General features: G+C 64.5%; 12 protein-coding genes. 8 read left to right on the top strand and 4 right to left on the bottom strand.

Annotated elements, in window-relative coordinates:
* Positions 1-15 precede the first annotated feature (15 nt).
* From AADZ90_RS12550 to AADZ90_RS12560, 3 genes are all read right to left on the bottom strand, one after another.
* Positions 16-1,056 (bottom strand): CE1 family esterase, encoded by a 1,041-nt coding sequence (locus tag AADZ90_RS12550; RefSeq protein ID WP_367310356.1) that lies wholly within the window; start codon positions 1,054-1,056, stop codon positions 16-18.
* 444 nt (positions 1,057-1,500) lie between these two features.
* Entirely contained in the window at positions 1,501-2,907 is a 1,407-nt protein-coding gene (gene glnA / locus AADZ90_RS12555) for a type I glutamate--ammonia ligase (protein WP_367310357.1), read from the bottom strand.
* A 39-nt stretch (positions 2,908-2,946) separates the two neighbouring features.
* Positions 2,947-3,285 (bottom strand): P-II family nitrogen regulator, encoded by a 339-nt coding sequence (locus tag AADZ90_RS12560; RefSeq protein WP_367310358.1) that lies wholly within the window; start codon positions 3,283-3,285, stop codon positions 2,947-2,949.
* A gap of 173 nt (positions 3,286-3,458) precedes the next feature.
* On the opposite strand from AADZ90_RS12560, the gene AADZ90_RS12565 reads away from it, so the two are divergent.
* From AADZ90_RS12565 to AADZ90_RS12585, 5 genes are all read left to right on the top strand, one after another.
* Positions 3,459-5,174 (top strand): NAD(P)H-hydrate dehydratase, encoded by a 1,716-nt coding sequence (locus tag AADZ90_RS12565; RefSeq protein ID WP_367310359.1) that lies wholly within the window; start codon positions 3,459-3,461, stop codon positions 5,172-5,174.
* Between the two features lie 115 nt (positions 5,175-5,289).
* Positions 5,290-6,219 carry an ACP S-malonyltransferase gene (gene fabD, locus AADZ90_RS12570; RefSeq protein ID WP_367310360.1) on the top strand — a complete coding sequence of 310 codons (930 nt, stop codon included), beginning with the start codon at positions 5,290-5,292 and terminating at the stop codon, positions 6,217-6,219.
* Between the two features lie 45 nt (positions 6,220-6,264).
* The gene (gene fabG / locus AADZ90_RS12575) at positions 6,265-7,002 is read left to right on the top strand and encodes a 3-oxoacyl-[acyl-carrier-protein] reductase (protein ID WP_367310361.1); all 738 of its coding nucleotides are present in this window, start codon (positions 6,265-6,267) and stop codon (positions 7,000-7,002) included.
* Positions 7,003-7,192: 190 nt separating this feature from the next.
* A complete protein-coding gene (locus tag AADZ90_RS12580) occupies positions 7,193-7,426 on the top strand; it encodes an acyl carrier protein (RefSeq protein ID WP_367310362.1) in 234 nt (77 codons plus the stop codon).
* A gap of 104 nt (positions 7,427-7,530) precedes the next feature.
* On the top strand, positions 7,531-8,124 hold the full coding sequence (locus AADZ90_RS12585; protein WP_411997033.1) for a hypothetical protein: 594 nt from the start codon (positions 7,531-7,533) through the stop codon (positions 8,122-8,124).
* A gap of 125 nt (positions 8,125-8,249) precedes the next feature.
* On the opposite strand, the gene AADZ90_RS12590 is transcribed toward AADZ90_RS12585, so the two are convergent.
* Positions 8,250-9,194 carry a PilZ domain-containing protein gene (locus AADZ90_RS12590; protein WP_367310364.1) on the bottom strand — a complete coding sequence of 315 codons (945 nt, stop codon included), beginning with the start codon at positions 9,192-9,194 and terminating at the stop codon, positions 8,250-8,252.
* A 166-nt stretch (positions 9,195-9,360) separates the two neighbouring features.
* Here AADZ90_RS12590 and fabF point away from each other — a divergent pair, with 166 nt between their 5' ends.
* The 3 genes from fabF to AADZ90_RS12605 all read left to right on the top strand — a co-directional run bounded on the left by fabF (position 9,361) and on the right by AADZ90_RS12605 (position 12,826).
* Positions 9,361-10,611, top strand: coding sequence for a beta-ketoacyl-ACP synthase II (fabF, locus tag AADZ90_RS12595; RefSeq protein ID WP_367310365.1), 1,251 nt, complete (start codon positions 9,361-9,363; stop codon positions 10,609-10,611).
* A gap of 3 nt (positions 10,612-10,614) precedes the next feature.
* Positions 10,615-11,787, top strand: a complete 1,173-nt coding sequence (mltG, locus tag AADZ90_RS12600; RefSeq protein WP_367310366.1) for an endolytic transglycosylase MltG — start codon at positions 10,615-10,617, stop codon at positions 11,785-11,787.
* Between the two features lie 334 nt (positions 11,788-12,121).
* On the top strand, positions 12,122-12,826 hold the full coding sequence (locus AADZ90_RS12605) for a hypothetical protein (RefSeq protein ID WP_367310367.1): 705 nt from the start codon (positions 12,122-12,124) through the stop codon (positions 12,824-12,826).
* The last annotated feature ends 9 nt before the right edge of the window (positions 12,827-12,835 follow it).

Consider the following 12,835-nt stretch of genomic DNA (forward strand, 5'->3'; position numbering starts at 1 on the left):
GGCGTTTGAGAGGCGTTATTCGCCTGTTGTAGAGTTCGCCCGCGCAGATCCCCGGTTGAGCGCGCCGCCGCCGCCGAAGGCGCTCCGGTCGCCGACGGTCGTCAGGCGGTTGGGGCCTGCGGGGCCGCTTGCGGCCAGCCTCTCGCGATGCCAGGCGGTGACTGTCTTCACCCAGTCGCGGGGGATGTAGTGGCCGCCGTCGTGCAACGCTATGGCATAGCTTTGACCTGCGATGCAGCCGGTCCAGCGTGTGATGTCGAGCCCGGACTCGGTCGCGCTGTCGGTTGAGCGGCAGCCGCGGCCGTCAAGGATCGTCTGCACGCTGTCCTCGACACCTGCGGTGCCACGGATCCGGCTGGCGGCGGCGCCAGAATAGGGGACGACGCGATCGTTGCGGCCGTGCGTGTGGAACAGGTGGAATGCATGGCGGCTGTTCTGGCAGACACGGAGCGTGTCGCTGCGGCTGCGGCTGCGGACCTGTTCGTCGGCGGGCGATAGGGTGCCTGCGACGGGCGCGAAGTGACGCAGCCGCCGGTCGGTGTCGGAGCAGGCGAGGTACCAGGCGAATTCACCACCGTCCGAGAGGCCAGCGGTCAGGATGCGGCTTTCGTCGATCGGGAAAGTGAAGGCGACGTCGTTCAAAACCTCGCGGACGAAATTGCTGTCGTTGCGGGTTTCGCCTTCGTTGCCTTCTGCCCAGCCGAGCGTTCGGATCGGACGGAAATTGTCGGTCTGGTCGAGGAAATCGGACATCTGCCCGGTGGGGGCGATGACGGCATAGCCTTCGTCGATTGCTGGCCAGACCAGGATGTTGTCGAAGGTGGTCATCACCCGTTCGCCCGACCCGCCGGTGCCGTGGAAATAGAGGATGGCGGGGAAGGGACCTTCGCCCTGGGGCAGGATGATATGGTACTGGCCGTTCGGCGTGAGGCAGGGCCGGTCGACGCCGCCGCAGCGGTGGTAGGGCGTGGCGTCGATCTGGGGGAGGGACTGCGCGTGGAGCGCCGTGGCCATGAGCGTGACGAGGGTGATGGCGATGGCTTTGAGCAAAGGCATGGATCTGTCTGGGTCGCTGGAAATGGGTCTGCGGGAGAATTTGCCGAGCGATGTGGCGATTTTAAGACTTCGGATCAGGTTTTGGACGGTTGCCTGTGCGGGCGGGCGGTCGGCGTCACACGAGGTCGCCCTGATGCACGACGGGAGCCGGGTCAGCGGCGGCCCGTGGGATGGCGCTGCGACGGCTGAGCGGAGCGCTTTTATGGTGCCGTGTTCGTCTTCCCTCGGAGGTCAGCGCGCGGGTGGCAAAGCGCCAGCCCGCGTTCGTCGGGCGAAAGGTCCACTGGACCTTTCGCTGATCCTCCTCACCAGGCCGCCGCTGGCCCGGCGCCTTCGGCTTGAGTCCGGGCCAGTCAGCGCTCTGCGACCAGCAGTAATGCGCTGATGCTTCAAAGCAAAAGAGCGCCCCGTGGGGCGCTCTTGTTGTGTCGTAGATCCCTTGGATCAGCAGCTGTAGTAGAGCTTGAATTCCATCGGGTGAGGCGTGTGCTCGTAGGCGTAGACCTCTTCCCACTTGAGCTCCATGTAGCCGTCGAGCTGGTCGCGGGTGAAGACGTCGCCCTTGAGCAGGAACTCGTGATCAGCTTCCAGTTCGTCCAGCGCTTCGCGGAGCGAGGCGCAGACGGTCGGGATGTTGGCCAGCTCTTCCGGCGGCAGGTCGTAGAGATCCTTGTCGGAGGCTTCGCCCGGGTCGATCTTGTTCGCGATGCCGTCGAGGCCCGCCATCAGGAGCGCCGCGAAGGCGAGGTACGGGTTGGCCGACGGGTCGGGGAAGCGGCATTCGACGCGCTTGGCCTTGGGGCTTTCGGCCCACGGGATCCGCACGGAGGCCGAACGGTTGCGCGCGGAATAGGCGCGCAGCACCGGTGCCTCGAAGCCCGGGATCAGGCGCTTGTAGCTGTTGGTCGACGGGTTGGTGAAGGCGTTGAGCGCCTTGGCGTGCTTGAGGATGCCGCCGATATACCAGAGCGCCTCCTGGCTGAGATCGGCGTATTTGTCGCCCGCGAAGAGGGGGCTGCCGTCTTTCCAGATCGACATGTTGACGTGCATCCCGGTGCCGTTGTCGCCCGCGATGGGCTTGGGCATGAAGGTCGCCGATTTGCCGTAGGCCTGGGCCACGTTGTGGATGACGTATTTGTATTTCTGCAGCTCGTCGGCCTGGGTCAGCAGGCTGTCGAAGATCAGGCCCAGCTCGTGCTGGCAGGACGCCACCTCGTGGTGGTGCTTGTCGACCTTCATGCCCATGCGCTTCATCGTCGACAGCATTTCGGACCGGATGTCCTGGCCGTCATCGACGGGGGCCACGGGGAAGTAGCCGCCCTTGACGCCCGGGCGGTGGCCCATATTGCCCATCTCGTAATCGGTGTCGGAGTTCCACGCGCCATCGAGCGCGTCGACCTCGTAGGAGACCTTCTGCATCGAGACCGAGAACTTGACGTTGTCGAAGAGGAAGAATTCCGCTTCGGGGCCGAAATAGGCGGTGTCGCCGATGCCGGAGGATTTCAGGTAGGCCTCGGCCTTGGCGGCGGTGGAGCGGGGGTCGCGGTCATAGGCCTCGCCCGTGTCGGGTTCGACGACCGAGCAATGCACGCAAAGCGTTTTCTCGGCGTAGAACGGGTCCATGTAGGCGCTGTCGGTATCCGGCATCAGCTTCATGTCGGACTGGTCGATCGACTTCCATCCGGCGATCGACGAGCCGTCGAACATGAAGCCTTCTTCGAGGAAGTCTTCGTCCACCTGATCGGACATCACTGTCACGTGCTGCAGCTTGCCGCGCGGATCGGTGAAGCGGATGTCGACGTAATCGACCTCCTCGTCCTTGATGGTCTTGAGAACGTCCTTGTTGCTCATAGTCTTCCCCTTGATTGGACTTTGGTACTCGGGATGGAATTAGAGGGCGTCTTCGCCGGTTTCCCCGGTGCGGATCCGGATCGCCTGGGCGACGTCGGAGACGAAGATCTTGCCGTCGCCGATCTTGTCGGTCTTGGCGGCTTCGATGATCGCGGCGACGGCGGTTTCGACCTGATCGTCGCCGACGACCGTCTCGATCTTCACCTTGGGCAGGAAGTCGACGACGTATTCGGCGCCGCGGTAGAGCTCGGTATGGCCCTTTTGGCGACCGAAGCCCTTCACCTCGAGGACGGAGAGGCCCTGGATGCCGACCTCCTGCAGGGCTTCCTTCACTTCGTCGAGCTTGAACGGCTTGATGATGGCCTCGATTTTTTTCATGCCGACTCCCTCTGGCATAGGCTTGGCGGTGGTGAGACCATGGCGCAGGGGCAGCCTCAATCATAGCCCTCTGCGGATGCCATGGGCGGCGGCGGCTTTCCAGAGGGTGCGCCCAGAGAATGTGCGTCGTGCCCGATTTTTGGGCGGAATGCGAAACGGAGGATGCCTGAGAGATGACCGAACTGCTGACCGCTGCCCAAATGCGCGCCATCGAGGAGGCGGCGATCGCGTCCGGCGCGGTGACCGGGCTGGAGCTGATGGAGCGGGCGGGGCGCGGCGTGGTGGAGGCCATTGTCGAGGAATGGCCGGAGCTGGGCCCGGGCTGCCGGGCGGTGGTGCTGTCCGGGCCGGGGAACAATGGCGGCGACGGCTTCGTGGTGGCCCGCCTGCTGTGGGAGGCCGGGTGGGACGTGGAGGTGTTTCTCTACGGGGATGCTTCGAGGCTGCCGGCGGATGCGCGGGTGAATTATGAGCGGTGGTGCGAGAGGGGGGAGGTCGTGGCATTGAGCGACGAGACGCTCTTTCGATCGCGCGCGAATACAAGTGCCGACGATCGGGAATGCATCGTCATCGATGCCCTTTTCGGGACGGGTTTAAGCCGCCCGCTTGATCGTGATGTCGGAATGCACCTGTCCGGTACTCGTTCAACTGGCAGTTTTGCTTTCATGAAGTTGGTGGCGGTGGATTGTCCGTCCGGCGTTTGCATCGATAGCGGAAGGGTTCTGGGTCAGCAGAACGTGCCGACCGCGACGGATCTCTGCGTTACATTTCATCGAGCGAAGATCGGACATTATGTAACGCCGCTCGTCGATGCGATTAGCAAACTGGTGATTGTGGATATCGGGCTCGAGGAGGACTTTTCTTCGAAGATTTCTCGAATTGGCGAGGGCTTTGGGAGTATGTTTGAGATTGCCGCGCAAGGGGGTGCCGGTGCGATCCGCGAAGAGGCGCTCTCGGAAGCCATGCACGGTGCGTACGAAACGCTTGCCGAGCGGGATGGGGCGGTGAGGCTTCTCGAGGCGTGGTTTCCGGACGAACTGGGCAAAGCGGCGGCGATCGGAGGTCACAAATACGCGCACGGCCACGCTCTGATCCACTCCGGCGGCGTTGGCCGGGGCGGGGCGGCGCGGATGGCGGCGCGGGGGGCTTTGCGGATCGGGGCGGGGCTCGTGACCGTGGGGTGCCCGCCGGGGGCGTTGCAGGAGAATGCGGGGGCGCTCGATGCGGTGATGCTGCGGAGTGTGGCGGATGGCGAGGCTCTGCGGGAGATGCTCGGGGACGCGCGGATCAGTGCGATCGGGATCGGGCCGGGGCTGGGGACCGGGGCGCGGGAAGCGGGGCTGGTGCGGGCGGTGCTGGACGCGTCAGCGGACGCTAAGCGCGGCGTTGTGCTGGATGCGGATGCTTTGACGCTGGTGGCGCAGGACGAGTCGCTCTTCGATCTTTGCAGATCTCATCGCTCGGTCGTTATGACGCCGCATGCGGGGGAGTTTGCGCGGCTGTTTCCGGACATAGCGAAGAGGCTGGAGGAACAGCCGATGAGCGGCCCCGCCTATTCCAAGGTCGATGCGGCGCGGGAGGCGGCGGCGCGGGCGGGGTGCGTCGTGCTGTTCAAGGGGCCGGACACGGTGATCGCTTCGCCCGAGGGGCACTGTTCGGTCAATTCGGCGGCGTATGACCGGGCGGCGCCCTGGCTCGCCACCGCCGGATCGGGGGATGTGCTGACGGGGTTCATCGCGGGACTTCTGGCGCGGGGCTTTGGCCCGATGCAGGCGGCGGAGACGGCCGCCTGGTTGCATGTGGAATGTGCGCTGTCCTTCGGGCCGGGGCTGATCGCGGAGGATCTGCCGGAAGAGTTGCCGACGATGTTTCGGGCGCTTGGAGTCTGAGGGCTCTGCCCTCGCCGCCTTTGGCGGCTCACCCGAGGTATTTTCGGCAAGATGAGGATGGCTTGTGGGCCTGTGGGCTTGCCGGTAGGTGTTCGGGCAAACGGGAGGGATCGTCATGAAAGCGTTCGTGTTTCCGGGGCAGGGGGCGCAGACCCTCGGGATGGGCAAGGACCTGGCCGAGGCCTATCCGGCGGCGCGGGCCGTGTTCGAGGAGGTCGACGCGGCCTTGGGCGAGGCGCTGTCCGAGGTGATCTGGGGCGACGACCAGGACAAGTTGACGCTGACCGAGAATGCGCAGCCGGCGCTGATGGCGACCTCCATGGCGGCGATGCGGGCGCTGGAGGCCGAAGGCGTCTCTGTCACCCATGCGGCTTATGTCGCGGGGCATTCGCTGGGGGAGTATTCGGCGCTGTGTGCGGCGGGGGCGTTGACGCTCGCCGATACGGCGCGGCTTTTGCGCACGCGCGGCCGGGCAATGCAGGAGGCGGTGCCTGTGGGCGTGGGCGCGATGGCGGCGCTGCTGGGGCTCGACTTCAAGCAGGCGACCGACGTGGCGCACAAGGCGGCGCAGGGCGAGGTGTGCCAGGCGGCCAACGACAACGATCCGGGACAGGTGGTCGTGTCGGGCCACAAGGCGGCGGTCGAGCGGGCGGTGGAACTGGCGAAGGAAGCAGGCGCCAAGCGGGCGGTGATGCTGCCCGTGTCGGCGCCCTTCCATTGCGAGCTGATGGCCCCTGCGGCGGCGGTAATGGCCGAGACGCTGAGCCATGTGGATATCGAGGCGCCGAAGGTGCCGGTTATTGCCAATGTCTGCGCCCGGGAGGAGACGGATCCGGCGACGATCCGGTCGCTGCTGGTCGATCAGGTGACCGGATCTGTGCGCTGGCGGGAGAGCGTTCTGCATATGGCCCATGAGGGTGTGACCGAGATCTGGGAGATCGGGGCGGGCAAGGCCCTGTCGGGGATGATCCGGCGGATCGACCGGGCGATCGCGACCAAGGCGGTGGGCACGCCGGACGAGGTTCGGGCGGCGGCGCAGGGCTGAGACGACCGGCATTGAGTATTTTTGGCCAGATGAAGAGGAGCGGGCATGTTTGATCTGAGCGGGAAGGCGGCCCTGGTCACCGGGGCCTCGGGCGGGATCGGCGGGGCGATCGCCACGGCCTTGCACGGGGCCGGAGCGACCGTCGGGTTGTCGGGGACGCGCGAGGGACCGTTGGAGGCGCTGGCCGGCGAATTGGGCGAGCGGGCGCATGTGCTGCCTTGCAACCTGAGCGATGGGGATGCCGTGAAGGCCTTGCCCGGTCAGGCGGCGGAGGCGATGGGGTCGCTCGATATCCTCGTCAACAATGCGGGGATCACGCGGGACAACATCTTCATGCGGATGTCGGATGAGGAATGGCAGTCGGTGCTCGACGTCAACCTGACCGCCGCCATGTGGCTGATGAAGGGTGTCGTGCGGCCGATGATGAAGGCGCGTTGGGGACGGATCGTGAATATCTCGTCCGTCGTCGGCGCCACCGGCAATCCGGGGCAGGCGAATTATGCGGCCTCGAAAGGTGGGCTGGTCGCGATGTCGAAATCGGTGGCCTACGAGGTGGCGAGCCGGGGGATCACCGTGAACTGCGTGGCGCCCGGGTTCATTACGACGGCGATGACCGACAAGCTGACCGACGATCAGAAGGCCGGGATCCTGGCCCAGGTGCCCGCGGGGCGGATGGGCGAGGCGGACGAGATCGCGGCGGCGGTGCTTTACCTCGCGAGCCCGGAGGCCGCCTATGTTACCGGTACCACCTTGCATGTGAATGGCGGTATGGCCATGTTCTGACGGCCTCTTTCACGGGGGTGTGAAAGCGTTTGCCTGACCGATGCGGTGTGATATAGGCGGCGCAGATTGCCTGGGGGGACCGGTGGCTTTCGTAAAGAAATCCTTTGGAACCAAGGGCTTATGAGCCGCCCCGCAGGGGCACCACGAAAGGCCGGGGGACAAACCCCCGTAAGGAAATGAGGATACATTCATGAGCGACGTCGAATCCCGCGTTCGCAAGATCGTTGTCGAGCACCTGAGCGTCGAAGAAGACAAGGTGACCGAAAACGCATCTTTTATCGACGATCTGGGCGCTGACAGCCTCGACACGGTCGAGCTGGTCATGGCCTTCGAGGAGGAGTTCGGGATCGAGATCCCCGATGACGCGGCCGAGACCATCCAGACCTTCGGAGATGCCGTGAAGTTCATCAAGGAAGCGACCTGACAACCGCTCTGTCACGACGTTGAGGGCGCCCTTTTCGGGCGCTCTTTTTTATTGGCGTGTCCGCTTCCTGTGCTTGCAGGGGGTATGACCTGGAGAAGCTGCCGATGTCGTCCTATCATCGTGTTTGTCTTCGATTGACCCTGCGGCGTGACACGCCGGATGCCCTTCTGCGTGCGCTGTCTGCAGCGGCAGAGGGGCGCAAGCCCGAAGCGGACGATCTTGCCGCGTTGCCTGAGGTGGTGCGCGATCATATCCGGCCTGCAGAAGCGATGGAGGACGAGTTTCATTCGGCGGGCTTACGCGCCCTGCGGTTTTCCACAGACCTTCAGCCGCCCGCACGAGAGATGCCGGGCGATCCGCTTTATCTGCTGTATTATGAAGAAGTCTTTCACGATGACGCCTGGGCGAACTGGAGCATGTTCTTCCTGTATTCGCTTTTTCGGCACGTCGCTGCCGATGGCTACATTGCAAGTTTCGAGATGGATGAAGGGCTTCTTCCGAAGATCTATCTGAAGGACGGGCCAGACATAGTGGTTCTTCATCTGGCTCCTGCCGGAGGACAGATCTGGCCCTTGTTCGGGGAGGCGTCCACGCGTCTTGATCGGGAGAGACCCGTGGAGGTCGAAGCGCCCTATAGGTTTTCGATTGTGGAAGCCGCGGATCAGGCGGATTCCGTTAGCATCGACGATATCTTCTGATCTTTGGGTCTGCGGGCGGCGCGATTGCCTGCCCTTTGCGTTTGACCTTGGTGGAATCAGGTCCATCAGCGGAGCGGCGAAGCCGTCCCAATCGTTGCTTCGCGAGGTCTCGCCTGACCTTTGGCCTATGCTGCAGCCGCAGCGGGTTTGGCATCTCGGAGGCCCCCGCTGCGCCGGCCGGCCGCCCGCACAAAACGGCGGAATTCCCGGCGGGTGAGGGGTTCGGCGAACTGGATGCCGAAGAAGAGGTTGTTCTTCCAGACGATCTTGGCCTGGTACCAGGTCTGGCCGATCTCGATTTCGAGCCGGTCGCGGGGCACCCGTTCGTTCCGGTTGAGGCCGTGCAGTTTGAGCCCGCTGCGGCTGATGTCGGAGGTGGTCACGTTGTAGTAGTCGGCCTCGGCCCGCAGGCGCAGGGGCACGCATAGGGTGACGCGCCGCGCGCGCCGCCGCCGGTTGGCGAATGCCTTGATCTGGGCGCGGTAGCGGTGGGCCAGCGCGGCCGCACAGCCGATTGTGAGGATCGCGGCGAAGCCCGCGCCGAAGACGGGAGCGGCATTGCCATCCTCGAACCGTGTCAGCTGGGCGAAGAAGCCAGGCTGGCCGCTGCCGCTGCCTTCCTTGCCGGCGCCAAGGGCGACATCCGTCGCCTCGACCTCATTCTCGTCGTCGGCGCAGTTATAGGCTGAAACGCGCCGGAGCGTCTGGTCGGCATTGGCCTGATGGCGGGGATCGGCGGCGAAGCGGTGGGCCAGCGCTGCGCTGGACAGCGCGGCCTGTTCGGACAGGATGCGCGCATTGTGCAGAAACAGCATCAGCTCCGGTTCGTGTTCGGCAAGGGGGGTATCGGCAATGGCGTAGCGCACGGTTGCGGGGCCGAGCGTCAGCAGGTCGAAGTGGAGCCGCGCCGCGAGGTCGCGCCGGAACGACGTATCGAGCGCGCCGGCGAGAAGTGCATAGGAGGTCTGCGCCCGTTCGAGGCGCGCGATCGTGTCGCAATCCTTCGCCGCAAGTCCTGCCGGGGCAAGGGCGAGGCCGAGGGCGAACCGCAACGGGGTGAGTTTGGGCAAGGCCGGTATTCCGCATCTTGTCATGTCGGGACAGTCATGCGGCAAACTGCTTAAGAAGAGGTGAAAGCCCGCGCGGCTCCGCCTGTACCCCACGGGCGAGGCTTGCGAGGGGGGCGGGTGGCGTATATCCCTCAGGCGCAAGAAAAACGACGAGCGGAGGCGGGGCATGCGCCGAGTGGTGGTAACGGGACTGGGGCTGGTCACGCCGTTGGCGGACGGGGTCGAGGCGAGCTGGAGCAGGATCCTTGCGGGCAAGTCGGGCGCCGGTCCGATCACGCAGTTCGATGCCTCGCATCTGGCGACGACCTATGCCTGCGAGGTGCCGCGCGAGGGCGAGGGGGCCTTCGAGCCGGACACCTATATGGAGCCGAAGGAGCAGCGGAAGGTCGATACCTTCATCCTGTTCGGCCTTGCCGCCGCAGAGCAGGCGGTGAAGGACGCAGGCTGGATGCCGACCGATACCGAAAGCCTCGAACGGACGGGCGTCATGATCGGGTCGGGGATCGGCGGGCTGAACTCCATCGCCAATACGACGCTGACGCTGAAGGAGAAAGGGCCGCGCCGGATCTCTCCGTTCTTCGTGCCGGGAGCGCTGATCAACCTGATCTCCGGGCAGGTGAGCATCCGGTACGGCTTCAAGGGGCCGAACCACGCGGTGGTGACGGCCTGTTCGACCGGGGCACATGCGATCGGGGATGCCTCACGGCTGATCCAGCACGGGGATGCGGATGTGATGATCGCGGGCGGGGCCGAGGCCGCGATCTGCGAGATTGGAATTGCCGGGTTCAATGCGTGCAAGGCGCTGTCGACCAAGCGGGGGGATGCGCCTGAGACGGCGAGCCGTCCTTACGATGCGGACCGGGACGGGTTCGTGATGGGCGAGGGCGCGGGGATCGTCGTGCTGGAGGAATACGAACACGCGAAGGCCCGCGGCGCCAAGATCTATGCCGAGATCCTCGGCTATGGCCTGTCGGGGGATGCTTATCACATCACGGCACCCTCAGAGGACGGCGAGGGCGGCGAGCGGTCGATGCGCGCGGCCCTGAAACATGCGGGGCTGGAGCCCTCTTCGATCGACTACATCAACGCCCACGGCACCTCGACCATGGCCGACGTGATCGAGCTGGGGGCGGTCGAGCGGCTGATGGGGAATGCCGCGGGCAAGGTGACGATGTCGTCGACGAAAAGCGCGACCGGGCATCTGCTGGGCGCGGCGGGTGCGATCGAGGCGATCTTCTCGATCCTCGCGATCCGCGATCAGGTGGCACCGCCGACCATCAACCTCGACAATCCTGCGGTCGAGACGCCGGTCGATCTGGCGGCGAGGGCAAAGCGGGAACGGGATATCACTGTGGCACTGTCGAATTCGTTCGGTTTTGGGGGGACCAATGCGAGCGTTCTTTTCGGGAGGGTCTAGGCCATGTGGAAACATATCGCGTCTAACGGGCTGACGCTGATCGGGGTCGCGCTGTTCCTGATCGGGGGCGTGATCCTGTGGGGGCAGGGATCGTATACGGCCGAGGGTCCGCTGGATGAAGCGGTCTGCCTGCGGGTGGAGCCCGGGTCGAACATGCGGCGGGTGACGGCGCAGCTGGACGAGAAGGGGGCGATCGCCTCGCCCGCGATCTTCCGGATGGGCGCAGATTATACCGACAAGTCGTCGCTGCTGAAGGCGGGGAGCTTCCTTGTTCCTGCGGGCGCGTCGATGGAGGAGATCGTCGATATCGTCACCCGGGGCGGGGCGTCGACCTGCGGGACCGAGGTCGTCTATCGCATCGGGGTCAACCAGGTGCAGACGGTCGTGCGCGAGCTGGATCCGGCGACGAACGACTATGTCGAGGCGGCGAAGTTCCTGGCCGATGAGGAGCCTGCGGCGCGCTATCTGGAAGTGCGCGAGGAGAGCGACACGCGCTATCGCGTGGCGGTGGCCGAGGGCGTGACCTCGTGGCAGATCGTGAACGCGCTGAACGGGCTGGACCTGACCGGTGCCGATCTGGAGGAGGTGCCCGAGGAGGGGACGCTGGCGCCCGACAGCTATGAGATCCGTCCGGGGGATGATGTGGCCACGATCGTGGCGCGGATGGACGAGCGGCAGGACGAGATCCTCGAAGAGCTGTGGGCCGAGCGGCAGGACGACGCGCCGGTGAACAGCCCGGAGGAGACGCTGATCCTGGCCTCGATCATCGAGAAAGAGACCGGGGTCGCGGAGGAGCGGCGGCAGGTGGCGAGCGTCTTCGCCAACCGGCTGGAACGCGGGATGCGGCTGCAGACGGACCCGACGGTGATCTACGGGATCACGCGGGGGCAGGGCGTTCTGGGCCGCGGCTTGCGGCAGAGCGAGCTGCGCGCGGCGACGCCGTGGAACACCTATGTCATCGAAGGGCTGCCGCCGACGCCGATCGCCAATCCGGGGCGGGCGAGTATCGCGGCGGCGCTGGATCCGGACGACACGGACTACATCTTCTTCGTGGCCGACGGGACGGGCGGGCATGCCTTTGCCCAGACGCTGGACGAGCATAACCGCAACGTGGCCCGCTGGCGCGAGATCGAAGCGCAGCGCGCAGCGGAGCAGGAGGCGGCGCCGGAGAACTGAGTTCTCTAAGCCGTCTCCCCGGCGGCTTCCTTTGCGACGTTCAGTCCGGCGGGACTAGTGCGTTTACCATGCTCGACGGTGTCTCTGGCACGGATCTTTCGGAAGTTTCCTTATCTCCGGAATCGGACTTCTGTCATCATCAGTTCGAGGTCGATCATGCCGTTTAAGGTGGTCAGAGAGCCGCTGCGGAAAGGTGAGATTTCCGAAGGTTCGAGAAGGCGGCCTGGGCTGGTGTAAAAGTCTAATGACAACACCTGTTTTCACTGGTGAAACAGCAAAGGCTCCATATAACTAAAGGCATTCTTATTCGCTTTGCTCAAGGAGTTTGCAGCTCATGGCCTTTCCCGAACCGACTTACGTCAAAGATATTCACGACTGGCTGGAGAAGAACGTTCTGTCGGCTATGTCGCTTCAGGATTTCATGCTCGTCATCCTTATCCGGCACAACGTCGATAGCGCTGAGGTTCTGAGCGATCTGAACATCCAGCTGATCCTGTCGGAATGGCGGCAGAAGAAGCTATTCGGGGACGTTCCGAAGCCGACGTTGCTGAAGCCGGAGCCGCTGGGCTGCAAGGCCGAGGTGAGCGTGAAGGACAGCACGGTCACGCGCAAGTTCAAGTGCGATAAGATCACCCTGGGATCGAAGGCCACCCTTCTGGCAGATCAGTACCTCTGGATGATGATGTCGCCGGAAGAGATCGCGGCGTCTGTTCCGCAGAAACTGGACGAGATGTCAGGCGATCTGAAGCTGAATGGCATGTCGAGTGTCACGCTTAAGCTGAAGCCAGCCGGAAGTGACGCCTTTTTCGGAGACGACACCAAAGTCACCCTCACCGGCAAGATGAAGACCGCGAAATGGGGCAGCTACAGTCTGAGCGGGACCCAGAATTTCGGCGGTGACAAGCAGGGCCTGATGCTGACCATCGGAGACCTGAAGGTGTTCAAGGGCGGTTCCCTTGGGTTTACAGGATCCACGGATTTCAAGAAGTACAAGCTGGATGCCTGGCAGGTCGGCGCAAGCCTGAAGATCCGTTTCTAGGACTGTGTC

The sequence above is a fragment of the Aestuariibius violaceus genome, assembly GCF_040779325.2.
Taxonomy (GTDB): Bacteria; Pseudomonadota; Alphaproteobacteria; order Rhodobacterales; family Rhodobacteraceae; genus Aestuariibius; species Aestuariibius violaceus.

What these genes read in the sequence shown, in the direction of transcription:
- AADZ90_RS12605 (WP_367310367.1), top strand. Translation starts at nt 12,122, where the DNA reads ATGGCCTTTCCCGAACCGACTTACGTCAAAGATATTCACGACTGGCTG.
- AADZ90_RS12580 (WP_367310362.1), top strand. Translation starts at nt 7,193, where the DNA reads ATGAGCGACGTCGAATCCCGCGTTCGCAAGATCGTTGTCGAGCACCTG.
- AADZ90_RS12560 (WP_367310358.1), bottom strand. Translation starts at nt 3,285, where the DNA reads ATGAAAAAAATCGAGGCCATCATCAAGCCGTTCAAGCTCGACGAAGTG.
- glnA (WP_367310357.1), bottom strand. Translation starts at nt 2,907, where the DNA reads ATGAGCAACAAGGACGTTCTCAAGACCATCAAGGACGAGGAGGTCGAT.
- mltG (WP_367310366.1), top strand. Translation starts at nt 10,615, where the DNA reads ATGTGGAAACATATCGCGTCTAACGGGCTGACGCTGATCGGGGTCGCG.
- AADZ90_RS12550 (WP_367310356.1), bottom strand. Translation starts at nt 1,056, where the DNA reads ATGCCTTTGCTCAAAGCCATCGCCATCACCCTCGTCACGCTCATGGCC.
- AADZ90_RS12585 (WP_411997033.1), top strand. Translation starts at nt 7,531, where the DNA reads ATGTCGTCCTATCATCGTGTTTGTCTTCGATTGACCCTGCGGCGTGAC.
- fabF (WP_367310365.1), top strand. Translation starts at nt 9,361, where the DNA reads ATGCGCCGAGTGGTGGTAACGGGACTGGGGCTGGTCACGCCGTTGGCG.
- fabD (WP_367310360.1), top strand. Translation starts at nt 5,290, where the DNA reads ATGAAAGCGTTCGTGTTTCCGGGGCAGGGGGCGCAGACCCTCGGGATG.
- fabG (WP_367310361.1), top strand. Translation starts at nt 6,265, where the DNA reads ATGTTTGATCTGAGCGGGAAGGCGGCCCTGGTCACCGGGGCCTCGGGC.
- AADZ90_RS12565 (WP_367310359.1), top strand. Translation starts at nt 3,459, where the DNA reads ATGACCGAACTGCTGACCGCTGCCCAAATGCGCGCCATCGAGGAGGCG.